18 protein-coding genes, 1 tRNA gene and 5 pseudogenes are annotated in these 25,315 nt (G+C 54.0%); 12 read left to right on the plus strand and 12 right to left on the minus strand.

Features of this window, described 5'->3' with window-relative positions:
* Positions 1–907: 907 nt before the first annotated feature.
* Entirely contained in the window at positions 908–1,846 is a 939-nt protein-coding gene (locus JTJ32_RS14795; protein ID WP_210042515.1) for a retron St85 family effector protein, read from the plus strand.
* A complete protein-coding gene (locus JTJ32_RS14800) occupies positions 1,843–2,775 on the plus strand; it encodes a retron St85 family RNA-directed DNA polymerase (RefSeq protein WP_210042516.1) in 933 nt (310 codons plus the stop codon). Before JTJ32_RS14795 ends, JTJ32_RS14800 begins: the two co-directional genes overlap by 4 nt.
* 38 nt (positions 2,776–2,813) lie before the next feature.
* On the opposite strand, the pseudogene JTJ32_RS14805 reads toward JTJ32_RS14800, so the two are convergent.
* Positions 2,814–4,418, minus strand: a pseudogene (locus JTJ32_RS14805) (DUF6119 family protein).
* Positions 4,419–4,661: 243 nt separating this feature from the next.
* Here JTJ32_RS14805 and JTJ32_RS14810 point away from each other — a divergent pair.
* Both JTJ32_RS14810 and JTJ32_RS14815 read left to right on the plus strand, forming a co-directional pair.
* Positions 4,662–5,264 (plus strand): hypothetical protein, encoded by a 603-nt coding sequence (locus JTJ32_RS14810; protein WP_210042517.1) that lies wholly within the window; start codon positions 4,662–4,664, stop codon positions 5,262–5,264.
* 195 nt (positions 5,265–5,459) lie between these two features.
* Entirely contained in the window at positions 5,460–6,092 is a 633-nt protein-coding gene (locus JTJ32_RS14815) for a hypothetical protein (RefSeq protein WP_069553461.1), read from the plus strand.
* Between the two features lie 150 nt (positions 6,093–6,242).
* Here JTJ32_RS14815 and JTJ32_RS14820 read toward each other — a convergent pair whose 3' ends face one another.
* The 3 genes and pseudogenes from JTJ32_RS14820 to JTJ32_RS14830 all read right to left on the minus strand — a co-directional run.
* The gene (locus JTJ32_RS14820; RefSeq protein WP_099169306.1) at positions 6,243–6,518 is read right to left on the minus strand and encodes a hypothetical protein; all 276 of its coding nucleotides are present in this window, start codon (positions 6,516–6,518) and stop codon (positions 6,243–6,245) included.
* Positions 6,515–7,495, minus strand: a complete 981-nt coding sequence (locus tag JTJ32_RS14825) for an integrase domain-containing protein (protein WP_210042518.1) — start codon at positions 7,493–7,495, stop codon at positions 6,515–6,517. The genes JTJ32_RS14820 and JTJ32_RS14825 overlap by 4 nt, the downstream gene beginning before the upstream one ends.
* A 910-nt stretch (positions 7,496–8,405) precedes the next feature.
* A pseudogene (locus tag JTJ32_RS14830) lies at positions 8,406–8,795 on the minus strand (tyrosine-type recombinase/integrase); the annotation flags it as partial.
* Between JTJ32_RS14830 and JTJ32_RS14835 the strand changes: the two are divergent.
* From JTJ32_RS14835 to JTJ32_RS14855, 5 genes and pseudogenes are all read left to right on the plus strand, one after another.
* A pseudogene (locus JTJ32_RS14835) lies at positions 8,784–9,035 on the plus strand (baseplate complex protein); the annotation flags it as partial. The pseudogenes JTJ32_RS14830 and JTJ32_RS14835 sit on opposite strands and share 12 nt — an antisense overlap.
* Positions 9,032–9,730: a hypothetical protein gene (locus JTJ32_RS14840; RefSeq protein WP_184322083.1), complete on the plus strand. Its 699-nt coding sequence runs from the start codon at positions 9,032–9,034 to the stop codon at positions 9,728–9,730. The pseudogene JTJ32_RS14835 and the gene JTJ32_RS14840, both read left to right, overlap by 4 nt.
* A pseudogene (locus JTJ32_RS14845) lies at positions 9,715–10,684 on the plus strand (phage baseplate assembly protein V). Before JTJ32_RS14840 ends, JTJ32_RS14845 begins: the two are co-directional and overlap by 16 nt.
* Positions 10,685–10,912: 228 nt before the next feature.
* Positions 10,913–11,452 (plus strand): PAAR domain-containing protein, encoded by a 540-nt coding sequence (locus tag JTJ32_RS14850; RefSeq protein WP_184322081.1) that lies wholly within the window; start codon positions 10,913–10,915, stop codon positions 11,450–11,452.
* Positions 11,452–12,171, plus strand: coding sequence for a peptidoglycan recognition protein family protein (locus tag JTJ32_RS14855; protein ID WP_210042519.1), 720 nt, complete (start codon positions 11,452–11,454; stop codon positions 12,169–12,171). The genes JTJ32_RS14850 and JTJ32_RS14855 overlap by 1 nt, the downstream gene beginning before the upstream one ends.
* 1,727 nt (positions 12,172–13,898) lie before the next feature.
* Here JTJ32_RS14855 and JTJ32_RS14860 read toward each other — a convergent pair.
* Positions 13,899–13,974 (minus strand) — tRNA-Thr (locus tag JTJ32_RS14860).
* An 822-nt stretch (positions 13,975–14,796) separates the two neighbouring features.
* Here JTJ32_RS14860 and JTJ32_RS14865 point away from each other — a divergent pair.
* Both JTJ32_RS14865 and JTJ32_RS14870 read left to right on the plus strand, forming a co-directional pair.
* Entirely contained in the window at positions 14,797–15,810 is a 1,014-nt protein-coding gene (locus tag JTJ32_RS14865; protein ID WP_099227274.1) for a J domain-containing protein, read from the plus strand.
* Positions 15,811–16,250: 440 nt separating this feature from the next.
* Positions 16,251–16,577, plus strand: coding sequence for a DUF6124 family protein (locus JTJ32_RS14870; protein WP_210042520.1), 327 nt, complete (start codon positions 16,251–16,253; stop codon positions 16,575–16,577).
* 299 nt (positions 16,578–16,876) lie between these two features.
* Here the strand turns inward: JTJ32_RS14870 and JTJ32_RS14875 are convergent.
* The 5 genes and pseudogenes from JTJ32_RS14875 to JTJ32_RS14895 form a co-directional block, all read right to left on the minus strand.
* Positions 16,877–18,143: pseudogene (locus JTJ32_RS14875) on the minus strand (methyltransferase).
* A gap of 1 nt (position 18,144) precedes the next feature.
* Complete coding sequence (locus JTJ32_RS14880) at positions 18,145–18,834, minus strand: ABC transporter permease (protein ID WP_210042523.1); 690 nt, start codon at positions 18,832–18,834, stop codon at positions 18,145–18,147.
* Positions 18,831–19,526 carry an ABC transporter permease gene (locus tag JTJ32_RS14885; protein WP_099227279.1) on the minus strand — a complete coding sequence of 232 codons (696 nt, stop codon included), beginning with the start codon at positions 19,524–19,526 and terminating at the stop codon, positions 18,831–18,833. The genes JTJ32_RS14880 and JTJ32_RS14885 overlap by 4 nt, the downstream gene beginning before the upstream one ends.
* A gap of 66 nt (positions 19,527–19,592) precedes the next feature.
* The gene (locus JTJ32_RS14890; protein WP_099227280.1) at positions 19,593–20,354 is read right to left on the minus strand and encodes an ABC transporter substrate-binding protein; all 762 of its coding nucleotides are present in this window, start codon (positions 20,352–20,354) and stop codon (positions 19,593–19,595) included.
* 13 nt (positions 20,355–20,367) lie between these two features.
* Positions 20,368–21,141 carry an ABC transporter ATP-binding protein gene (locus JTJ32_RS14895; protein WP_024685593.1) on the minus strand — a complete coding sequence of 258 codons (774 nt, stop codon included), beginning with the start codon at positions 21,139–21,141 and terminating at the stop codon, positions 20,368–20,370.
* Between the two features lie 536 nt (positions 21,142–21,677).
* On the opposite strand from JTJ32_RS14895, the gene gabP reads away from it, so the two are divergent.
* Positions 21,678–23,069 carry a GABA permease gene (gabP, locus tag JTJ32_RS14900; RefSeq protein WP_184322073.1) on the plus strand — a complete coding sequence of 464 codons (1,392 nt, stop codon included), beginning with the start codon at positions 21,678–21,680 and terminating at the stop codon, positions 23,067–23,069.
* Positions 23,070–23,312: 243 nt separating this feature from the next.
* Here the strand turns inward: gabP and JTJ32_RS14905 are convergent, their stop codons facing one another.
* Both JTJ32_RS14905 and JTJ32_RS26610 read right to left on the minus strand, forming a co-directional pair.
* Positions 23,313–23,798, minus strand: a complete 486-nt coding sequence (locus JTJ32_RS14905) for a hypothetical protein (RefSeq protein WP_099227282.1) — start codon at positions 23,796–23,798, stop codon at positions 23,313–23,315.
* 134 nt (positions 23,799–23,932) lie between these two features.
* Positions 23,933–25,279: a methyl-accepting chemotaxis protein gene (locus JTJ32_RS26610; RefSeq protein ID WP_210042524.1), complete on the minus strand. Its 1,347-nt coding sequence runs from the start codon at positions 25,277–25,279 to the stop codon at positions 23,933–23,935.
* Between the last annotated feature and the right edge of the window lie 36 nt (positions 25,280–25,315).

Here is a 25,315-nt window from a genome sequence, read left to right on the forward strand (position 1 = left end):
GTTGTTTGGTCATCAGACACCTCTATCTGGCGATATTCTCGCCTAAATGAGTGTCCGGAATCATTAGACCACTACAGGGGCAGTAGTGCTTAAGGAGATAATCATTTCATCAATCCATGATTAGAGTATGTGCAAGGGGTATCGACGGGGTGGGGGGATAGCTTTAGGGGGGAGGGATGAGTGGTGTGTCGGGGGTGTTACAAAGTGTGACTGGTTGGGGGCGGCGTTGAGGTTGGAATTGTTGCGTTGCAACGCTCGGTTGCTGCCTGGATTGCGTAGCGTTTGTGATGTGGAAATGGATGGCTTGCCGCGCTGCATGAATCGTCTCGCAGCGGGTACTTGCCTCTGGGGCAGGAGTGCGTCGCTTTACAGGTGAACGAGCCCCTTGACGGTGCGCTTTCTTGAAAAGCGTAAGAGGGTCGCGCGAGCAATGCGGGACCGGCACGCCACAAACAAAAAAGGCCCACCTTTCGGTGAGCCTTCTTCGGTCTTGCGTATGGTGCGGCACCAGGAGTCAAATCGCATTACTATTTAGTTAAAAATCAATGGTTTAAGGTCGTAGCCTTTGAGGCGCTACCTCTATTTATACCCTGATCGTGGATCAAATAATGGAGGGTGTTCGTTATTGATATGAGCGACTATTCGTGATCTGAAAGAGGAATGAGCTAAAAATTCTTAAATTTCGCGTATGTCATATTGACAGCGTCAATGCCGTTTGGGATATTCGACCCGTTCTTTACGCGTACAAGCTCGGTCTCGGTACCGATGCTTAGTCGGGCGATTAGCCAGACTCTAGAAAATTGCTTGGATTTATTCCGCAGAGAATATCTGCGGCCCTCCAATCGCGGGCTCATTACGGTCCACAGATATTCTCTGCGGCTGTTTCTTGGTAAAGAACCTCTTCTAAATGACAGATCCTCGACTTGCTGCTCTATCATCGATAAAAATAGAGTCATCAAGAGTCGAGTACTGTAAGTCTCACATCGTTCTTCTGTGTGGTGGCCGGTCGCCTGAAAAGGGGCATCCGGACGATCCCACCCCTTCGGTACAGTCGCTACGTCACGCGCTTGAGACAGACCTCAATAATAGAATTGAGTTCTTCAAGCCTGAGGATGTCACTAATTGGCAAGTTGACGCAATCTTTAGAAATCTGATTGATCTCGAGGTGGAGTTGGCTGCAATGTGCTCTCTGGTTGTTATCATACTAGAGAGTCCCGGAGCAATAGCTGAGCTTGGTGCGTTTTCTCAGTTGAAGGAGTTCAACGACAAAATTGTTGCTGTTTGCTCGGAAGGTCACTTTCAGAATGACTCATTCATAAAATTAGGTATTTTTCGACATATCTCAAACGATAAGCGAACTGCAGTAAAAAGTTATCCATTTGAAGTCGGATTTCCACTTACTATAACTGCTGAGATCATAGAGGATGTTGTGGTTGATGTTCAGCGCGAGTTGGACGAACTGCCGAAATCGCAGCTTCTTAAAGTATCCAATAGCTCCCATGTTTTTGTTCTCTTGTATGAGCTTATAAAGCTATTTGTTGCCGTTAAAGAGAGCGAGCTATTGGATTACCTTTCCAGGCTAGGAGTTGACACTGGCAGGGATCAACTAAGGGGCAAACTTTTTTTGCTTCAGCGATTCAGGCTCATTAGTCTTGAGATTTATAGTGATTCCCAATTTTACGTCGCTAGAAACTCTGAGTTCCACAGGGTTAATTTTTCTGCGAGCTCTTCTGTGCCGATAGATAAGCTACGTATTTCTACAGAGTGTAAAGAGTTCTATAATACTTCGGGAAAAGATAATCACCGGCTTAGAGTTATTCGTCGGCTGTTTGGGGGTGGGAAGTGATCGCCCATAAAACGCTTGAGAAAATGTTGGCTGATTTGTCATTGTCAAGCGAACAGTTAGTACGTGTGGTTTCGAGGGCTCCTTATTCTTATAAAACTTATAGTATTCCAAAAAAGAATGGCGGGTTGCGAATAATCTCTCAACCTGCCAGGGAAACAAAGTATGTTCAACATTGGTTGATTCATAACGTTTTTCATCTATTGCCAATTCATGAGGCCGCGTCGGCATATGTAAAAGGTGCAAGCATTAAAAAGAATGCCGAGGCACACAGAACAAACGAGTACATGGTTAAGCTGGATTTTAAAGACTTCTTCCCGTCTATTAAAATTGATGACCTGATAGCGCACTTTCAGAAAAGCTTGCCTTTTCTTGATTTGCTAGAAATTCGATATATTGCAAGACTGTCATGTATTAATAGAGGGAATGGCGGTGCTCTGAGTATCGGCTCTCCAGCTTCACCAATACTATCGAACTCCATCATGTATGAGTTTGATAGTGTAGTAGCTGATTGGGCATCTCAAAACAAATTTGTTTATACTCGCTACGCTGACGATTTAACATTTTCCACGTCTTTACCTTACGCTTCTGAGTCCGTCGTGCCTGTAATAAAAGATTTGTTGTCTAGTTTGAAATACCCACGCTTAAGCTTGAATGTTGATAAGACGATACATTTGTCTAAGCGAGGGAGCCGCAGGATTACCGGATTAGTAATCACAAACGATGATAAAGTTTCTCTTGGTCGTGATAGAAAGCGAGAAATTAGCGCTCTTGTCCATAAGTATGGTCTGGGACTGCTTGAACAAAAAGACGTGTTTAGGCTTCAGGGATTGCTCGGTTTCGCTGCTGATGTAGAACCGTTGTTTTTATCGCGTTTAGGTAAGAAATATGGGATGAAAACCATATTGAATCTTCTGAGAAAGCGTCAGTGAGACCCGCGGGCATTATTATTCAATCTCCGTGAAAGCGTTCATGGTCTTTCTACTTTGGCGGCGGCTGATATTTTTACGGAGTAACCTCGCTGGGAAAGACTATCATATGCCCTAACAAGGTTTACTTTACTGAAGAAGGGCAGATTGCTTTTCACGTTTGCGGCATCGTCGCCCAATATCAGAAAAACCACTTCATATTCTGCGCTTCGAAAGTTGTCGAGTGGAATGATTTCGCGTGCAGCGTTACTGAAAGTACCCAATACCTTTCTGGCTGATTTTCTAAATTCTCGGTCTCCGAGCAATATCTCTGCGGCGACGCTCCCTTGTGCGAAAAGATGGCTTAGTCCAGCAGATCCCCCTTTGCGATGTTTGACGTGTATGAATTGCTTCTCAGTTGAAAGAAAATCGCACAGTTCAACTGAACTAGTCGATTTGTTACTTTTGATCAGTCTCTTGTCTAATAAGTGATATCCGTGCATCTGAGAGGCCCTAATATTGTAATCACCTTCAGTCTCTATTTTTGCCTTCTCAGCTTCTCGCCACACGTAGACCCATGGAAATTGAAGTTCAGAAACACCTATATTCGCTAAGCTAGAATTGATTCTCCCTATGAATGAGTTGTCAATTTCATACTAGGTCCCTCCAAATATTATGTTGGTTTTGTTCGCGTTTATTATTTCATAGTAGATGCATTTGTATATTGAGTGATCAAATTCGTTTTCATGTATATCGAAAACATACAAATGATCTCTTTCGACTGACTCGATAGATAACTTTGTATTGTCAATCGTAGATAGATATTTTTCCGATGATACAGTTGGTGATCGATCACTTTTGGCTCGGGTAAAGCTGAAGCCGGTTATCGAGTCCCATTTCTCTATTTCTGGTAGTGTTATAACTATACTCGGATCACGGTCTTTAATTGCTTCAAGCAGAACCCGGTCTAACTGGTCTATGTGTGATTTTTCCTTGATTCTTCTAACGTTATCTACCCATAGAAAGTCTGTTTTATAATCATCTTTTAGGTAGTGGGTTTTTAAATTCTCAGTTATGGTTGGTAAATCGCTGATCTCCATTTCAATACCAAATGAAAACATTGCGTCACCGCCAGAGATATTTTTGAAATCTATACCTGGTTTAGGTGTTCCAGTCACAGCTCTCAATATATCTCTAGATATATCAATGCCAAACACACTTATTTCTGAGTCGCGTGCGGCCTGTGATCTTTTTTGAACCGGTTGGTCTTCTAATGTATGAATATCTACGCTTCTTAAACTTTCGTGATTAAGAGTATTTAAGGCGGTTTTTAGCCCGAAGTCTTGGGCGAAGTTTGCAAGATTTACTAGGTGTCGGCCATAACCAAAAGTTATAGCGAATATGTCGGTATCTGTTTTTATGAATAATACCGCAGAGCTTGATTTGTTTCCGATCTGTATTACGTTGGTTCCGGTAATTGTGTCAACCAATTCGCCCCAAGTCGGCCTTTTTTCAACTGTGCGCTTTACATATAAAACTCCTTCTAAGCTAAAATCTGCATCGAGTTCATATGGGACTACGTCCTTATCCAAAACTAGTAGATCCGAGAAACCGTTGATAACAGTATCTGGTTTCATCATGAACACATTTAAGTGACGATATTTCATTCCTGGTATTCTCCTTTCCCTAGGTGATATCTCGTGCGTGGCATAACGCTACTCCACCCCTCTGGATATTGCTATAGTTGAAAGAGCTTAGCAATTTTTTTTGGGAGACTGAGTTTTCCAGTGTGGCGAATGTCCATGGTCTTCGAGAGCTGGCTCATTAATGATAGTTGTTCGCGTCTGATGGCGCGGGATTTTTCGATTGGTCACGCCGCAGTGTTCGGCATTACGTATTAAGGAAAAAAGATGAATAAGCCAGACGTTGCACTAATCTATGAAGAGGGCATGCCAAGTGAATTGTATATTGATTTCGAGAAGGCATTGCACAACCCAAATATCCGTATAGCGATTGAGTCTAGGCCCCCTAGTGGACCTCAAGCATGTCTTGAGTGGTTTATTTTTCCAATTGTCGCGGCTTACATAGCAAAACCTTACTTTAAGGCACTTTTTGGGGAGATGGGTAAGGACCATTACTTGCTTCTGAAGGAAAAACTTTCCGAAACAGCAGGCAAGGTGATGTCGCAACCTAAAATAGAGCCAGTCCTCTTAGGATCAGCAGGTAAGCTGAGTACGGAAAATCCATACTCCCTCGCTTTCTCCATATATGCGGAAGCAAATGATGGCAAAAAATTCAAACTACTTCTCCCAAAGAAATCGTCAGTAGAAAACGACTACAACGAAATAGTTAATGTTTTTTTGGATTTCCTATCTGAGTATCATGCAGGAATAAAGCAGCTTGACGAAATTGGTTTTGACTCTAATGCCAATCCGCCGAGTGGACTTATATTTGTTCGCGTTGATCCAATCACTAAGAGCATCGAGTGGCTAGATCACAGACGCAATGGATAATGTAGGGAAGGCGAGCCCGCAAAAAAAGATCGGACATCGTCAAAGATGCCGTCCGAACTTCCGACGGGCGAGTTTATTCTTGCGAATACTATGACAAGGACTGGAGCTTTTAAAGGTTTTGGCAACCTACTATGGCCTTGATTTTTTTAAAATTATGCGCACAAATTTTTTATGTTTTTATCGGAGTAGTTCGATATGTTTGAGATATTTAACTCTTTAATCGGCCAAGTTGGTGGCGCGGCAATCGTCATTACCGGACTTTCGGCTTGGCTGGGGAGTATTTGGAAGGATCGCATCAGCTTGAGAGAGAAGGCGACTTTTGAAGTTCTTATAGAAAAACTCAAATCAGAGCACTCTCGCCAGACACAGAATCTGGAAAGCGCATTGCAAACCGAGCGTCACCTAGTTCAATTGGGGCATGCAAATCTGATCGAAAAAAGAGCTGTATTTATCGACGAAAGCTACAAGCTTCTCGTTGATCTGCACGAAGCCATATATGAAACTATTCGACCCGATTATTTTGGGAGACAACGACCTTCAATCACGCAGGCATATGAATCGGCATTGCCAAAATTCGATGCCTTCGTTGAGGTTTATGAGAAAAATAAAATTTATTTTTCCAAGGCAACGTCAGAAAGAATTTCAGACTTCTATGTTTCGGCTGCTCAGACATTGGATCAGGCTAGAGTAGCCATGCGGTCAGGGGAGGCACTGGGGCACGGTGAGACGCCTCACCTTCAAAAATTGTTCGAGAAAGTGAATTACGAAATGCATGAGACTCGGACGGCCGTCGAACAGGAATTCAGACAACTAATGCACGTGCAATGAGTAATATCTATTTTTATGGAGGGGTTTTAATGTTTGGCTTAGACTTATGTCAGTCTTTCTACAACTCTACGGATTGAAAACTTCCAGCCAGAAATGTCAGGGTGTGACCGTTGGTCAGTCGGCCACTTTTGGCCGATTGCTGACCTTCGCCTAACGCTTGAACTGCCAGGATTTCCCTATACGAAGAGTTAGCAAATGGATGGTCAGGAGATAGTAATAGCGCGTCGATTCAGCGTGCTGATTCAGGTGGTGATTTAGAAACCAGTCGAGATGCTTTTGCTGCCAGGTCCATGGATTGTCACGGTGCCAGCGATTAGACATCGCCGCTTGAATGGCCTTTGCTTGGCGTAGGTGACGCTCGCGTGTGGCATGCGACCCGGTCAGTACGCTTGCCAGGAACAACTCCATATCGAATGGCTTGCTCAAGCTCGTCCCCCGATATACGCCGATACTACGTCGATACGGCCGTGCCCGAGTTCATAGCTGATTTGGTCTCGGGCCGCCTGATCGAGGCGTCGGTCGAGCTGGTAGCAACTGCCACCGTTGATGGGCGCAGGATGCTGGGTGATTTGCTCATAGCGTTCGCACGCATAGGCTGCCCGCAGTTCGTGGAAGCCTTTTAGGTTGTGCGCATGAAGGGTGTCCCGGGCTGGACGGACGATTCGCTTTTGGAAATCGAGGTAGCTTTCGTTCGGTGCAAGCAGGTTGCGGCTGCCGTCGGGCGAGACCTGATCGGCAAACTTCAGCGCGTCACGAATATGATCATCTACCGTAATCCAACGAGGAGCTGATGCGCCCGAGCGGCCACCTTTGGTGCCGTCCTGAATGTTGATCTTACCGAATTGCTTGGCTTCACGTTTTAGACGGAGTAGGTCCGCCAAAATGGCCTCACGTAAGCGCATGCCGGTGGTTCGCGCTAACTGAGCGATGGCCGCGGCGCGCGGCTTCTGGTGTTCGTAAAGTACGTCGACGATCCGCTGCACGTGTTCGCGGTCTTGGCCTTGTGGAACTATCGTGCGGATGGTGGTTCGCTGCATTTCCAACGCCTTGCTCGGACTCGGCACCTTCACATGCTGATCACCGCGAAGTGCCGCCATGGTTCGGTTGACGCTGGACAATCGGTTTTGTGCGGTGGCGATAGCGAGGTCGCCGCGCTCGACTAAGTGACGTAGATGCGCCGCGTAATCCGACAAGATCTGGCGATCTATCTGCCGTGCATCGTTGAGTCTTGGTCCATCATCTGAGCGACACCAGCGCACAAACGCCTGCCAGCGATCACTGTGCGCCTTGACCGTGCCGTAATGCCCGCCGCCAAACAGATCGCGCAACGCCTGTGGCCCGGCATAACTCAGTTGCCGTCCATATCCAAAATTCCGCCCATCCCGTCTACCTACCAATGCCATGATCAAACTCCTGTCGAAGCCAAATCTTTGAAACTTTCCCCACGTCATCCCGCCACGAATGTTGAGTGTTATCAGGGATCAAGGCCCCTGCGGCCTGTGAGGGTTGTCCACTAACGCGGGACTGGCGGCTCCTTACGGCCGGGTGCTTGGGCATCTCATGATCTGGCCTCCTGAGCACATCCGAAGAAGTGGGCGGGTGGAGGCTGCACTGGCTGACGAGACCAGCGCCGCGAGATCCTGAGTCGGGTGAAGGCAGTGATGCGATGATCGGGGCATGCCTGACTGTCAGTCAGGTGCAGTCCATTCCGTGGGCTGCGGCACCATCATCTGCATCGCTGTTGCGGGTGACTTCGGTGTTTGTCACGCCGATTGTCACGAGAGGGAATGCCGCAAAGCCTTGTACGAGTTGGGCTGCAGCAGTGGTAGGAGCGCCCGTCTCTTTCCGGGAGAAAGAGACGGGCGCAGGTTGGCGCAGTGAAATGGCCAAGCGGGTAGGTTGCTGCAGGGCAGCTGGGGAGGGGGATGTATTTGCCGCAATGGCAATGATCTGAAGTAGGCATCCATCACTCGGTGAGTGACCGTGCGAGCCGCCGGACGCTAATCGCACTTTGGGAGAACCACCACGATGTGGCGTAGCCTTAAAGGTTCTGGCTACCTGGGTTGCTGTCAACGACAGCGCTTTGCCCGATCTTTTCTACGCCTGTGGATAATTCGGGTCAAGGCTCCAATTTTTGGGAGTTCTGCGGCTGTGGATGAAATTATCCACTGGTGGAAATCAGTGGTTTCCCACAGACAGTTGTGTGGGCTTTAGATTTTTTAAGTGAGGTCCATCCAAGCAGGGCGGCTTTGCAGCCCTGTTTGGATGGACCCGCGTGGACAAGCGGATCGCTGAGATATGAGGACCGAGCGCTTACTCAGTTGCGCCACGTTTTGCTTTTAGGCGAGTGACGTTCGCTCCTGTCTGGTTGGCGAATTCGTGTGGGCTGACATGCTCCTGCCGGTTGACCTCCAGGTACCGGCTCCACCAGTTCATGATCAGCCTGCGCTCCTCGATGAACTCGGCCTTGTGGATGTAAGCGGCGCGGACGTTGTTGCGTTCCTTGTGGCTCATCTGCCGTTCAATAGCTGTCTCCGACCAAAGTCCTGACTCGATCAGAGCGCTGCAGGCCATCGAACGAAACCCGTGTCCGCAGATATCGGTTTTGTTGTCATATCCCATCGTCCGTAACGCGTTGTTCACGGTATTTTCGGACATGGGTTTCCAGGGCTTGGCATCGCCTGCAAACACCAGGTCGAATTTTCGGACGGCGTCAGCGCCCGTGAAGACGACACCCTGGCGCAGTGGATCGTCCAGTTCACCCTGAGTGAGAAGCTGTCTAACCCGGAAAAGGTCGAGAATCGTCGCGCCGGCAACGGCGTAACGTCTCAGTCAGCACCTGGTGACGGTGTGGCAGGCAGCGGATCGGGTACGCCCGAAGAGCTGACAGGGTTTGAAGCGGTTCTGAAGAAGGTCGACAACTACCTGGGCGGCACGCCATGAGCATGAAGCTGCATAAGGTGCTGTCGATCGGCGGTGTAGTCGTACCCCTGGTCACGGACGATGTCCGGCTGGACCTCAAAAGTCCGGGCCGTGCCACGTTCACGATCAAGGCCGGTGCCACCGTCAAAGGGCTGGTGACGCTCGATATCGGCTACAACGAATCGGCCCTGCAGCGTCACTTCATTGGCTACGTGGAGCGCTGCACCGCCACTAACGGCGTCGAACAGGTCGTGCTGTGCCGTGAAGTAGCCGCGGTCCTGGCCCAGCCCTTGCCGATGAACCTGCGTCATGTGGATCTGCGCGCCGTGCTGGCCGACATCAGCATCAGGACCGGTCTGCGTTTCCGTGTTCCAGATCAGGGCTACACCCGTGTCCGGACACCGTTTTTCTACAACCTGGCGGCCGGGTACCAGGCGATGGACAGCATGGCGCGGGTATTCGGCATTAAGGACTTCGTCTGGCAGCAGCAGGGAGACGGCGAGGTATTCGTCGGTGCCTGGGCCGACAGCTTCTTTGGTGCTCGAGCGCCGCTGCAGCTGCCGGTCAACCTGTTTGACGGCTATCAGGGCAACCAGAGCGCGATGATCGCAGCCCTACCAGGCCTGCGCCCCGGCGCATCGATCAACCAGGGCGAGCGGATCACGAACGTGACGCTGTCCGGCACACAGATGGCCATCAAATGGACGACGCAATAAAACGCAGTGTAGAACGCCAGTTTCCCGAGATTTCCGGCGGTTATCACCTACCGCGCTTCGCCAAGGTCATGGCGGTGGCGGATGCGCCGGCCAATGCCGGGCTGTGCGACGACTTCCGGCCGCGCTTTTCTGTCGACCTGCAGGTGATGGGGCCAGACGGCGAGATCGATCCGGCATTGCCGGTCCTGGCAGGCGTACCCCTGCCCATGCCGGTGGGTGGCGATGAAATGGGGTTCTTTGCCTTTCCGGAGGAAGGCACGCAGGTCGTCGTGTGTTTCGCCATGGCCTGCCGAACAAGCCCTACATCCAGACCATCCTGCCGCACGGCCTGACGCTGCCGAAAGTACCCAAAGGTGACCAGGTGTGGCAGCACAGTGATGCTGTGCAACAGCGCGTCGACGCGGACGGCAACTGGTTGCGAAAGACCGACGGTAAGATTCAGGATCAGGCGATTGAGCGAGAAGTCGACGCGATGACCAACGCTGAGCGCTTCCAGAGCCACACCAGGACGGTAGATGATCATTCGACCGAGTCAGTGGGTGCGTGAAGAAGATCGAGGCCCTGGGGGCGCTCAAGCTGCTGTCGGGAGGTTCTGCGAGTCTGGCAGCCGTTCATGACCTGCACCAGGCGACGGGCCGTGACCTGAACCTGGTAGTCGGCCAGAAGCACAACGCCACGGTGGGGGGCGACATGCACGAACGAATCCAGGGCTTGCGCGAGAGCATCACCAATAAGAGCCAGCGTTTGCAGGCTCCTAAAAACTGGGTTGGGTCGGGCGGAGTGAACATCTTTCAAGTCGTGTGCGATCTCCTCGATCTTGTACAAGACATGAACACCCAGTTGGCAGCTCACCAGCATGGGCCGAGTCCGGTACCGGGGAACGCAGCGGCCTTCACTGCAGATGCCGCGAAGGCGGTACTGTTATCAGGATTACTGAAACCGATCACGCTGTGACGTTACCATTTTATTTTGAGGAGTCACTGACGCGGATTTCAACAGAGGTACGCTTGTGCCATAGTCACTACTTCGTCGATTCAAAATGGATGTGAGCGATGCCAGGACAGATAGAAAAGCTTGAGAGAGATGGGCTGGGGTTTCATTTGCAGTCAAGAGAATGGACAGAGTGTTACGTCGTTATTTTTACAGTAGGCTCTCGGTAACATCACTGACAGGAAGTCTTGCATGGCAAAGCCAGCCGCACGAATCACCGATCCCACCAGTTGCCCAATGCCCGGACATGGCGCCAAAGCCATTGCCTCCGGATCTCCAGACGTTTTCTTCGACGGTCTTGCAGCCGCTACCAAAGGCGACACCTGCACCTGTGGCAGCGCTTTAACTTCAGGTGTGTCAGCAACGGTTTTTATCAATGGCAAGAATGCCGCACTAGTCGGCACTGTCGGCACGCACGGCGACGTTGTGATTGGTGGCTCGGGTACGGTGATCATCGGTGATACCCATACACCGGCACCGTTTATCCCACCATTACCCTTGTTTCTCCAGAAAACTTTCGGGCAGTCATTCAGTATAAGCGATAGTGAAACGGGCAAGCCCTTAGCCCTCAGGGAGTTTGTCGCGACCGTTGACGGTGTGCAAACTCCAGGCGTAACAGACGCGAACGGGATTGCACACGTAAAAGCACCATCTCCCACCTCGAAAATATCACTTCATATCAAGTTCAATGCTCCCAACCGGATACTTCACGAACTCTCGGAGGAACAGTAATGCCCGCCAAGTTTGCTACACAGGCAACTGCGCAAGAATTAAAACCTGGCGAGCTCATGTGTCCAATCCCGATTGAAATTACGATTAATGATCGTGCAGCAACACGAGAAGCGATCATCAGGCTTCTCAGTAAAAATAAATGTGAGTTCGTAGAAAGATCGTCATGGGGAGCACATAAAGCAAAAGGTGCGATGGTCGATGATTGGGACTACTCAATGATCGCCCTGCATCATGCAGGCCGAAGTATGGGCTGCGGTGCCGGAGCAGGACAAATGCGCGCGATTCAAAGTGAGCATCAGGCTAAGTTTGATGATATCGGTTACCACTACGGTATCGACTGTACGGGAACAGTCTTTGAAGGACGCGACATACGATTCAAAGGCTCAAGCGTACATAATTACAACACAGGTGTAATTGGGATCGTTTTGCTAGAGAACCTGACAACTGCTGAAGAAGGTGGCGACATGGTTGCTCTCGCCCGTCAGGCTCTTGAAACCCTCAACGGCAACATGGACCAGAAAATTCCCGGCATACAAATCGACACTCTTCTTACCTTGATCCAGGCCCTGTCCAGCGTTTTTAGAGTGACCACTTTAGGCGGACATCGTGAATTTCCCATGCAAGCCGGCGAAGGGAAGATTTGTCCAGGCAACATTGGAATGGAACTCGTGAGAAACCTTCGAATCAAAACCAAACTTTTGCCACCACCTTCATCATGAAATCCTTGACTATCTTCTTCGCAATCACACTTGCCGTCGTCCTTTACATCGGCTTTTATGAAAAGATGGAGGACGCCTATTCGGAAAAAGTATTTTTCATCAAGAAAAGCCCGACTTTTCAGATGAGGTTTGAAAACATTTTCGCGTACGAGTCAGATGACAAAAATTTGAATGAGTTAAATGAGGTGGAGCGGAAGTTGGTTATCCAGTACTGCAAGTACCGGCTAGGCGTGACCACTAACTTACAAACTCAAGAAGACCTTGATAAGTGCAAAAAAAGGTAAGGTTTCTCCAACTGCAGAATGACACCGCCTCCTTTGAGGCGAAGCCGCTTACAGAAGGGCTCGCCATTCACGGCGACGATAACGATGCTTCCGTTATCTGACTTCCAGCACAACGGTGTCCTCATAGAAGGGGGCTGGCATCAAATGTGGGTTCATATCAAATCCTTGTGTTGGGCATTCAGTCGCTGGGGAAACCCCAATGGCTTGCTGGTCAGGTGTGGTGTCAATCACCACACCTTGTCCCCATAATCAGCGCGGCGAGAATGTACCACTGACCGTCTGCAACACACTGCCCATCTCATCACCCACTAGCGCCATGAGCGACGCCATCATTCCCGGCGTAAACGTGCTGGACCACTGCGCCTTGGGCATAATGACGACTATCCCCGGACGTCAGTGAAAATCTATTCCCGGACATTGAGCGTCTCGCCAAAAGAATTCTCGGGAAAAAAAACATCTGCGAAAAGCACTTATCCCCCTCCCGCCGACGGGCTCCGCGTCCGTTTTTTGTGCAAATCCAGATGCGATGAAAGCACTACCCCAGCCTAGGCCAGCCGTGGGGTTGCTCAGGGAAGCGGCAATTGCACAACGTGCAAGCTTATGCAGAAAAATGTCAGCGCCTTACAGAGTGAGCGACGGAGCGGTACAGATGGTGGCAAACCTCGGGGGGCCGGCCCGCTTGGGTGAAAAGTTGGAAAACCGAGGAGGAAGGTGGTTTTCCAAATCGACACCAGTCCTGAAGCGGCGCACCAGGGCATCGATAGCCAGATCAGGTTAAACCTCTACAACGCACGCAGGACGGGGGCTATAGCCGCACTCAGGATGCTTTGGACGTTGCACACGGTTACACGTACTGGTGACGACCTGAAGACCTTAATCCGCTGCAGTCGGCGGTTTGAAAAAAGCCGTTTTAAATGAGATCGAATCTCAGGTATGGGAGGGTGTTTTCAAAAAGAGCGATATTAGCTATATGACCCACGAACCTAGGCTGGAGGCCAAGGTTTTACTGGGCTGCGCGTATTACATCGAAAGGTAATATGAAGCGATATGAAAGGTAATATTTTCCTGAAACCCCCTGATTCATTGGGTTTTAGGAAATGAAAATATAGCTTTAGTAAAAGGTAATATTATCGACTGTGTATCGCTTCAATATTACCTTTGCCTGAAAACGCTGAAAGCCACGGGCTGCAAGGGCTGCAGCCATTTTTCCCGAGCCGTATTACTAATATTACCTTTTTTCTGACCCCCCTCAGATTTTGAGCGGGGCACCCTGTATCGAGCGGTTGGCCAGGGTCTCGCGCTAATGCTCATGAGCGTCTGTAGCTGCGGTTGGAGCTCGACGTGGAGCGCGTAAGACAGGCCCGATCGGTGGCCTTGTTACGTGGCTTATTACGTCTGTGGGAAAAAACAAGGGCCTGCATCGCTGCAAGCCCTTGATTTATATGGTGCCGGCACCAGGAGTCGAACCCGGGACCTACTGATTACAAGTCAGTTGCTCTACCAACTGAGCTATACCGGCGTAATGGGCTGCGAGTATATAGAGTCTGATGCGCTTGTAAACCCTAGCTGACTGATTCAGTTGAAAAAATTTGACCGCCGGTGCGCCTCGGGGTCGGGGTGCAGGACGGGGGCGGTGGTGGATGCAGGACGTTTCTCTGTGGTTTGGCGGATTAGGCTGCCTGATGGCGGGTAGAAGGGCTTTTCGGCGTGCCGGTTTGAGCATGTGACGATGAGGGTGATTTGGCTATAACCTGCGTCGATTTTTAACCTGTTCATGCGAATCAATAACTTAGACGGTGGTGGCTATCTGGCGTCGTTCAGCGTTCAGGACGAGCTGGACGCTTTTGGGCCATTTGCACGCTCGGGGCGCTTTGCATAGGCTTGTTCTCAACGGCCCAAGCCACTGAGTCAGGCGGCGAGGGGCGTTCACTTTTCAGTCAGGGATAAAGGATTATCCGTTGAATGACACGAAGGATCGTTGCGGGACTTCGGGGATGCAGTACACCGTAGGCCGGCCATTCACTGAGAAGCGGTTTGGAGATATTGGTAACGACGTTTTGTCCGCTCGGACAGGCGTCAGGTGACAGAGAGGCTATGCATTGCCGTCTGAATCGCATGAATGTGCGTCTGGACGATGATGAAGTCGTCACCGAGTCGGGTACGGTCAAGGTCGCTTCGGCGGGTCTTTGATGGTCTCGATGCTTTAAAACGATGCCCGGATCTCAGGATCCGGGCATTTTTTTGCGTTTGTATCGGGTCTGTAGCATTGCGATTGGAGTTCGGGCGGTTCTGGCCGATACAGCTGTATCAAAATGGCAGTCGGCCATGGACAGCAAGTGCAATGCAGAGAACGCCCACGCATTACGAGCTGCTGAATGTCGCTCGCGATGCCTCTCCTGACCAGATCAAGAAGGCTTATCGCAAGATCGCTCAGAAGCTGCACCCGGACAGGAATTCCGACCCTTACGCTTCGGACATGATGAGTGTCGTCAACGCGTCTCACGATGTGCTGGCCGATGCTGGCAGACGCGCGGCGTATGACGCGCAGTTGGTGGCCGATGAGCAACGGGCTCGCGAAGACGCTGCACGCCGCAGGCAGGTGCAGGCGATGCGTGGGCGTGCTGTTCATGTGTATGCCAGTGCGTCGGGCTCGGCGTCTGCTGCATCGCAGCACTCCGCCTATACCGGCCCTGAGCGTCGGGCCAATGCTTCTCCACCACCGTCCAGAAGTCAGCGCCACGGCAGTGCGTGGCGCTGGGCGGCGGTGTTTGTGATTTTCTGCGCGGGCGGCGCGTGGATGGGGTACGACCCCAATGCTGGCAAGTCCTTCGTGCCGACCGAATCGGTGCCTGTGGTTCAGCCGTGGGTCAAGCCTGCTGTTGCGCCCGAACCTGTGGTTGAGCCTGTCAGCGTGCCTGAGAAGGCGGCAGACGTGGCTGCGTCCGAGTGTGAGGTGCCGACGGTTGATCCGATGGGCGCGCCCTGGCCGCAGAAGGCGGGCTATGTGAAAGACATGCCGACGCTCAAGGACAATGGCTGGTCGCAGATCACTGTCGATAACACGGCAGGCGGTTCTGCGGTGTACGCGAAGGTCACCGACGCGGTGGGGCGCAAGGCGTTCCGGCATGCGTACATTCCGGTGGGGGCTTCGTTCTCGTTCGCCAAGATGGACGCAGGTTTGTACCTGCTCAAGTACAAGATGCTGGATACGGGCTGTGCGTTTGTCTCGGGTCGGATTCTGCTGGAAGAGACGCCAATGGGCAGCCAGATCAAGTCCAGTGCGTACAAGCTGACGTTGCGCAAGTTGCAGGGGCGCAGTGTGCCGTTTACGCGGTTGAAGGATGATCAGTTTTAGGGGCGCTTCACATTTCAGGCGTCCATTAGCAGTTCGAAGCGGACGCGGAGCGTCCTGGGCGGCATGCGAACGCGGAGCGTGAGGAACGATCGGCAGCCGGCGTAACTCACGCTTTGCAACGCTTTCAGGCGTGTTTTTGAAGGCTCTGTCTCTTTCCTTTGCGGGACATTTCCGAGAGAATCCCGACCCACTTGTGCCTTGCCATCTGTGCTTCTACTCTCCCGTCCGTCGCTGCCCATCAGCGATGGGGTTTAGTAGCCCGCAATGAGCAAGGCATCACAACCGTGTTTCATCAGGTCCGTCCCGATGCTATGGCGGCTGTGCGCTTGGCGCCTTCGGGTGCGCCGGTTGCCTGGCTCACCGGTCTACTAACTCGTGCACAGTCGCCGCCCTTTCGTTTAGTAGCGAGAGGACAGCGATTTCATCGAAGGAGCCAGAACATGGTCAAAGTCACCCCCGATCCACCCTCCAAAGCATCCACCGGCGCACCGGTCTTCGATCAGGCCGTCGTCAAGCGTGCGATGGCGTGTTACCTGCCCATAGGTCGAACCCACACCGAATCTCAAGACAACAGTACCGATTACATGAATCTGGAAGCGACGTTACTGCATGCACTGGACTTTCTGCGCTGCGCCTCGGCAACCGCTTATGAACTAGGCGATGAGTTGGTCGGGTCGAAACGGGATCTGGCGTTTGCTGCGATGCACATGGCTGAAATGGCCAAGGTCATGGTCGAACGATCTTTGGAGTGTGTCGAAGAAGCCTGAAATCCGCTTGCAGACCGGATCGTTTACGGCGTGTTACCCGCACGCGATCCGGTACTGCAACAGGCCCGTTCCAGAGCCCTTACTAAATCTTTATGCACAATCGCTACATAAATATTTGCGTACATGCCAATAAGTGTGCAAATACCCGGACTGTGTCGCAAACCACTGTTTTCGTGGGTTCCTGACGGAGCAGGCAGGAAAAATCAGGGACTTCAGTTACTGGTGTACCAAGCTTTAACGCGCCATTCAGAATTTTCATCAACAGACTTATCCACAGGATATTCTGTGGTTTTACAGCCTCATTTGTGACCCAGTATCAGCAGGTTGCGAGGCGTAAGCGGACGCTGACAGAACGTCCCCACGCTGACGTGGTAACCCTGCTCCTGAAGATACAGCGCTCTATCGAGCACCAGCCACATCTCCAGCGGGCGCCGAAACAGGTTTCGGACCAGTTCCAGGTTGCGCACCTGAGCCAGTCGCTGCCAGCCCGCTGCCTCCCATTGCGCCCAGTTCTGTTCGCCCGACAATGGCAGGTTTTTCAGTCGAGCCAGATGACGGCAGTAATCTTCATAGGGAACGTCGAGCCACGAGACGGGCAATGAGGGGGTGGGCAGGTATGCATCAATGTCGCGCAGGGTGCGCTGCAGCAGATCGAAGCCCAAGCGGCGTGCCATCGAGGTGTCCCGCTGGCGGCGGACACGGGCGCCAGCGGTCACGGTCTCACTCAACGGCAAGCCGAGTTCGTCACGCGACAACGCAAGCCCCGAGGCTTGGCCTTCGCGGGACAGCGGCTGGTAGTGATCGAAGCGGGTGCGGTTGTAACAGCAGGGCGCAATCGCCATGCGCTGGCAGCCGGTGTGGCTGGCCACTTGCATCAGTTGTACATGCAGGTCGCCGCAGGCATGCAGCGCGACGGGCGTGTGGTGCGGTTGCAGACAGCGCCACGCGTCATCGGCCATGACGTCCTGTTGCACATGCTCGGCATTAAGGCCTTGGCGGGCACTCAGCGTAAGGCCTGCTTCGATCAGTGCCGGGTCGCGCTCGATGCAGGTGAGTTGCTGACCGCGGTCGGTCAGGCGACGACCCAGATGGCCCTTGCCTGCGCACCAGTCCAGCCAGTGCGTGCCTGACTGTCCGGTGTCTACATGACGGGCGAAAGCTTCGATCTGCTGCCATTTACGCCCCGGCACATCGACGCTCATGCGCGGCTCGGCGGGGGCGAGTGGGTAGACGGGCAATTCGGCAACCTGACTCAGCGCAACGGCTTCGGACGCCAGTGCCGAAAACGGGAAGGGTGCGTCGAGCTGGTCCGGGTCCAGGTGCGCCGCTTCAGCCTGTTCGAGCGTACGTTGGCGCAGCCAGAGGGCCATTTCCGGGTATTGGCCTTCCCACGGCAGATACAGATGGGTGAAGGGCTTGGGTCGCCATAATCCCTGATGCGCGAACAGGAAGCTGTCCAGCGCACCAAAGTGGCTGCGAAGCGTGTCGTTCTGCAGGTTGGGTTCAGAAATCATGATCGGCGGCTTCACTTGGGAGACTGGCCGGCTGAAAGCCAGCCCCCTTCATATCAGCGACCCTGGCTCGCGTCTACGCGTAACAGCTTTTCCAGCAGGCGGAAGCCCTGTACCAGCACGAACGCCATGACAAGGTAGAACATACCGGCGGCGAAGAAAATCTCGACCGGCATGTAGGTGCGCGCAATGATCGTGCGAGCCATGCCGGTCAGTTCCAGCAGCGTGACGGTGCTGGCCAGGGCGCTGGCCTTGAGCATCAGGATCACTTCATTGCTGTAGGCAGGCAGGCCGATACGGGCGGCGCGTGGCAGGACAATGTAGAACAGTGCTTTCCACTTCGACATGCCCAACGCCCTTGCCGCTTCGACTTCGCCGGGCGGTACAGCCTGGATTGCGCCGCGCAGGATTTCTGCGATGTAGGCGGCGGTGTGCAGGGTCATGGTGATGACCGCACACCAGAACGGATCACGCAGATATGGCCACAGCGAGCTTTGGCGCACGGCATCGAACTGCGCCAGGCCGTAGTAGACCAGAAACAATTGAACCAGCAGCGGCGTGCCGCGGAAGAAGAAAATGTAGGCGTAGGGCAGGGCGCGTACCGGCCAGTGCCGTGAGGCACGGGCGATGCCCAGCGGGATGGCGAGAATCAGGCCCGCAATGACCGCAATGGCTACCAGTTCCAGCGTCAGGGTGGCGCCCTGTGCCAGGCGTGGCAGCCATTTGATGATGACGTCCCAGTTCATGATGCGCTCCTCGCAAAGCCGCGGGCGGCGCGTTTTTCCAGGAAGTACATGCCAATCATCGCCAGTACGGTCAGGCCTAGGTACATGATGGCCGCGACCATATAGAAGGTAAACGCTTCCTTGGTGAAGCCGACGGCGATCTGCGCATGGCGCATGATTTCCTCGAGGCCGATCACCGAGACCAGCGCGGTGTCTTTCATCAGGATCATGAACAGGTTGCCCAGGCCCGGCAGGGCGATACGCCACATCTGCGGCAGGATCAGCTTGTAGAGGATGCGCGTGCGCGACATGCCCAGCGCAAGGCCTGCCTCACGATGACCTTTGGGAATGGCGAGAATGGCGCCGCGAAACACTTCGGTGGCGTATGCGCCGAAACACAGGCCCAGCGCGATGACGCCCGCGGCGAACGCGCTCAGCGCCAGGTCCGGCTTGCCGAACACTTCACCCAGCGCGCGCATGCCGTTGACGGTGCCGAAATAGATCAGCAATACCCAGAGCAGTTCGGGAACGCCGCGCACGATGGTTGAGTAAGTACCGCCCAGCCATTGCAGAGGCTTGTAGGGCGAGGTTTTGGCCAGGGCACCGAGCAGGCCGAGTATCAGGCCCAGGCACAGGGCCGAAAGGGCCAGTTGGACGGTCATCAGCGCACCAGCCGCAAGGGCCGGGCCGAATCCGTGGAGATCAATGTTCATGGGCAGGCTTATTCAGGACAGGTCGCCGGGCCTCGAATCGAGGCCGCGGCGGCGCTGTCGGGTGAATCAGAGAATGCTGAAAGGGAAATACTTGTCGTTGATCTTCTTGTAAGTGCCGTCAGCGATGATTTCTTTCAGGGCGGTGTTCAGGCGCTCACGCAGCGGGTCGCCCTTGCGCACGGCGATGCCGATCTTGTCGTTCTGCTCGACAGGCTCGCCCTTGAACTCGAAGTTCTTGCCCGCATCGCTTTTCAGCCATTCATAGCTGACGTACTTGTCGGCCAGCATGGCGTCAACACGGCCGGACACCAGATCAAGGAAGGCGTTTTCCTGAGTGTCATACAGCTTGGCATCAAGGATGCCCAACTTGTCTTCCAGCCACGTGGCGGCCAGTGTCGAGCGCTGTGCGCCCACGGCTTTGCCTTCAAGGCTTTCCTTGGCCTTGTCGATCGACGAGACGTCGATAGACGTGGTCTTCGGCGCAATGAATTGCAGCTTGTTCGAGTAGTACGGATCAGTGAAGTCCACGACCTGCTTGCGCTCGTCGGTGATCGACAGCGACGAGATCAGGAAGTCGAACTTCTGCGCGTTGAGGGCCGGGATGATGCCGTCCCAGTCAGAGGTCACCACCTGGCATTCCGCCTTGAGCTTGGCGCACAGTGCCTGGCCAATCTCATAGTCGAACCCCACGACCTGACCGCTGGCGTCCTTGTTGTTGAACGGCGGGTAGGCCGCTTCGATACCCATCTTCAAGGTTTCGGCAAAAGCACTGGTCGTGAAAGCCAGGGTGGCCGCTGCGACCAGCAGGATCTTCTTGTACGTCTGCATGGGTGTTGCTCCGTTAGCGGTGACTCGACATGAATTGTTTGCACCTTACCGACAGCGGGTTCTCGAACACTTGCTGTGGTGTGCCCTGTTCTTCGACCATTCCTTGATGCAAAAACACGATTTCACTTGAAACCTGGCGTGCAAAATTCATTTCGTGGGTCACCAGCAGCATGGTTCGGCCTTCTTCGGCCAGCGCGCGGATAACGTTGAGCACTTCCTGAACCATTTCCGGATCGAGTGCCGAGGTCGGCTCGTCGAACAGAATGACTTTGGGTTGCATGGCCAGCGTGCGCGCAATGGCCGCGCGCTGTTGCTGACCGCCCGAGAGCTGGGCCGGGTAGGCGTGGCGCTTGTCGGCGATACCGACCTTGGCCAGCAGCGCTTCGGCAACTTCGATGGCTTCGGCCTTGCTCTGGCCCAGCACGCGGCGCGGCGCTTCGATGATGTTATCGAGCACGCTCATGTGCGGCCACAGGTTGAAGTTCTGGAACACGAAACCGATCTCGCTGCGCAGGCGATTGATCTGCTTATTGTCGGCAGCAACCAGTTCGCCATTGCGCGCGGTCTTGAGCTTGAGTTCTTCGCCTGCGACCAGAATCTGACCCTGATGCGGGTTTTCCAGAAGATTGATGCAGCGCAGCAAGGTGGACTTGCCTGAGCCGGATGAACCCAGAATCGAGATGACGTCACCTTCACGCGCTGTCAGCGAGATGCCCTTGAGCACCTCCAGCTGATCGTAGCGTTTGTGCAGGTTGCGGATTTCCAGGGCGGGCGTGGCCTCAGCCATGTGGGGTCCTCATAGTGTTGTGCGCTCTTCTGCGAGGCGAGCGCCAAGCTAGCACAGCGTTCAAAAGACAACCAACTGCGCCGAACGGTGAATGTGACAGCGTTTTACGGTTTGTCGAATCGCCGCAGCAGACGGTCGCCAAATAGCAGGCGAGCGTGTGAATCGAGTACCCGTTGGAGGTGGGCGTGCGCGAAAAAGGCGCGATGTTGCCATTTTTGGCCGGGTGTTGGAAGCAGCTTTTGCCGAGCGGTGACTGTCCTTATGCACCATTGATGGGCTTTATGGTGTGAGGTGTGCATTTTCGGTGCAGTGGCGCGGGTGGGTTTTGGGGCGTCAGGTAACAAATCCTACGCCATAGACCCTATTTTCAATTTGTCCACTCATGGGCTGCCCGGCTACAACCCTTGTGTTTCGTGAGCGACGTCGTTTTTGAAATATTTTGGCGTAATTCTTGCGTCAATAATAAAGAACGGCACCGTTGGTTTCTTTTTACGAGACGCATCGGTGTGCCTCGCTCGTCTTGCACAGGTGGTTTTATGAGCAGTACCGCTAACTCTTCCGAGCTCGAACAAGGGCTGAAACCTCGACACATCACCATGCTGTCGATCGCTGGCGTCATCGGCGCCGGTTTGTTCGTCGGTTCCGGCCACGCCATTGCCGAGGCCGGACCTGCCGTGCTGCTGGCTTATGCCGCAGCGGGGACGCTCGTGGTGCTGGTGATGCGCATGCTGGCCGAAATGGCTGTCGCCTCGCCTGACACCGGTTCATTCTCGACGTACGCCGACCGAGCCATCGGGCATTGGGCCGGTTTCACCATCGGCTATCTGTACTGGTGGTTCTGGGTGCTGGTGATTCCGCTGGAAGCCAACGCGGCGGCGACCATTCTGCACGCCTGGTTTCCGAACATCGCCATCTGGATGTTTACGCTGGTCATCACCTTGCTGCTGACGGCCACCAACCTGTTCAGTGTGAAGAACTACGGCGAGTTCGAGTTCTGGTTCGCGCTGATCAAGGTCGTGGCGATCATTGCGTTCGTGGTGCTGGGTGTGGCGGCGATCTTCGGCCTGCTGCCGACCAGCCAGGTCAGCGGTGTCAGCCATCTGTTCGACACGGGCGGTTTCCTGCCCAATGGCATGGGCGCCGTGCTGGCGGCGATGCTGACCACCATGTTCTCGTTCATGGGCACCGAGATCGTCACGATTGCGGCGGCGGAATCCAAGAATCCGGGCAAGCAGATTACCAAGGCCACCAATTCGGTGATCTGGCGGATCTTCCTGTTCTATCTGGTTTCGATTTTCATCGTTGTGTCGCTGGTGCCGTGGAACGACCCGCGTCTGGCGGAAGTGGGCTCGTACCAGACTGTGCTGGATGCCATGGGCATTCCCAACGCGAAGCTGATTGTCGATCTGGTGGTGTTGGTTGCGGTGACCAGTTGCCTCAATTCGGCGCTGTACACCGCGTCGCGCATGCTGTTCTCGCTGGGCAAGCGCGGTGACGCACCTGCACTGTCCAGGCGCACCAGCAAAGGTGGCACGCCTTACTGGGCGGTTCTGCTGTCGACAGCTGCTGCCTTCCTGACCGTATTCGCCAACTACATCGCGCCTGCCGCTGTGTTCGACTTCCTGCTGGCCAGCTCCGGCGCCATCGCGTTGCTGGTGTATCTGGTGATCGCCGTGTCGCAACTGCGCATGCGTCAGAAGCGTATTGCGGCGGGTGAGCCCATCGACTTCAAGATGTGGCTGTTCCCTTGGCTGACCTGGATGGTAATTGTGTTCATCGTCGCGGTGTTGACAATCATGCTGATCCAGGAAGAGCACCGCATCGAAATCGTTGCGACCGGCCTGCTCAGCCTGCTGGTGGTCAGTGCCGGCCTGATCGTTTCCCGCCGCCGCAAGGCTTCGCGGGTCGGAGCGGCTGCGCTGGGGTGATGTGACCTGTATCTGATGGTGCCAACGCCCCGCGTTGGCACTGTCCAGGAAGCACCGCTGTCTCGCTGCAAACACAGTACCGTGGAAGGCAGCTTGCCGGCGCTGGCGTCAGCTCAGTCGCTGATCGGTCGCATAAGAGACCAAATCGCCGGCAAGCCGCCTCCCACTACGCCCCGCGTTTGCTTCGCGACAGCGGTACTTCGAAGACTTGGTGATCATGGATGATCGCAAACCCTCGCCCCCTCAGCGCATCGCCCTGGTGTCGCGCTTCATCAGCAGGTCCGACGCCATCTGGAAGTCTGCCTGAAATGCCTTGCCCTCGACCCACTCCACGGCGGTGTCTTCGTCTTCGTTGTGATGGATGGCGCGGTAGGTGATGAGCAGGCCCATCATGAAGTCGGTCGCTTCCTCTTCATCTTCTTCCGAAACCACCAGCGCCAGCACCGGGTATTGCAGGAACACCAGACACATCGCCAGCTGGCTGATGGCCTCGGCGGCCTTCATGGTGTCGAACAGGTCTTCGTAGTCGGCTGGGTCGAAACCGTTTTCAACGATGTCCTTGAAGTCGAACGTGCTCATGTCCAGTTGCACATCGTCGAACGGCTGGTTGACCAGCGCAGAGGCGAACACTGGATGCACGACATTGGTCGGTGACTTGCCCGAGCGGTTCTGCTTGGCCTTGATCTTTGCGCGCTTGGCACGTTTTTGTTGCTTGTCTGGCGAGGCCATGAGGCGGTCCTTTGTCAGGCGGTAAGGGCAATGGCGGCTATTGAAGCGCACAGCGCCCGAATAGCCAAGGCCGGGGGGCGAAAACATAAAAGCCCGCAGGGCGCGGGCTTTCAGTGTTGCGGCACAGCCAACGGTCATTTTTTGCCGGTTTTGGCGAACGCTTCTGCCTCGTCCATGCGGTTGGCAAACATGCTGACTGCTTCGACGGCATCGCTCGCACCGTCACGAATCTGCACGATCACCTGTCCGGCCTGATCCGCCAGCGTGACGCCGCGGTTTGCGCCTTCCTGAGTCGCGCTCATGCTTGCGACCGCCTCGCGTGTCTCGGCCAGAATCTTGCCGATCATCTCGGCGATTTCTGTGGTCGAGCCGCTGGTGCGTCCCGCCAGTTGCCGGACTTCATCGGCCACAACCGCAAAGCCACGCCCCTGATCGCCAGCCCTTGCAGCCTCGATGGCCGCGTTGAGCGCCAGCAGGTTGGTCTGGTCGGCAATGCCGCGGATGGTGTTGACGATGGCCGTGATCTGTTCCGATCGATCACCCAACTGGCCGACCAGTCTGGCGGATGCGCCGATGTTTTCGGCAATCTGCCGCATCTCGCGTGCCGTTTCCTGGATCACCAGGGTGCCCTGTTCGGCCACTTTCTCGGTTTCGGCCGAGATGTGATAGGCCTTGGACGCGCCGTGTGCGTCGGCTTCCTGCTTTTCCACGCGGTCAGTGATGTCGCTGGCGAACTTCACGATCTTGTACAGCTTGCCCTCGACGTCATAGACCGGGTTGTAGGTCGCTTCCAGCCAGACGACCCGGCCATGCTTGCCCAGACGTTTGAACTGGCCGCCCACGAACTCACCGTGGTTCAGCTTGCGCCAGAACTCGGTGTACTCCGAGCTGTTGACGAACGTCGGTTCACAGAAGGTCTTGTGGTGTTTGCCTTTGATGTCCGTCAGTGAAAAACCCATCACATGCAGGAAGTTATCGTTGGCTGTCAGTACATGGCCAGCAGGGTCGAACTCGCACACCGCCATGGCCCGATCCACTGCATTGAGCTTGCTGTGGGTTTCGTTTTCGAGCATGACCTTTTGGGTGACGTCGAGCGCGTACTTGACCACCTTGATCACTTTGCCCTGAGTATCGACCACAGGGTTGTAGCTGGCTTCAAGCCAGACGCTTTTTGCGTTCTTGCCTACACGTTTGAAGGTGCCGGAAATGAATTTGCCTGTACGCAGCGATGCCCATAGATCGGCATATTCGCGACTGCGCGCCAGTTCAGGTTCACAGAAGTCGCGGTGGGTCTTGCCGGCAAGCTCTTCCGCCCGATAACCCATCGCTGTTAGAAAGTTGTCGTTGGCGCGCAGAATTCTGCCATCCAGATCCAGCTCGACCACCGCCATCGATTTTTCAAGTGCGCCCATCAGTCCTTTTGCGCTATCTACTTCTGCCTTCATGGCTGCCAGTTCGTTTTTGCTTTTATTTCCGAACATAAACTGCCCCTGCTGTGGTTTTGCGTAACCCTCGTT

Source organism: Pseudomonas alliivorans (assembly GCF_017826695.1).
Classification (GTDB): Bacteria; Pseudomonadota; Gammaproteobacteria; order Pseudomonadales; family Pseudomonadaceae; genus Aquipseudomonas; species Aquipseudomonas alliivorans.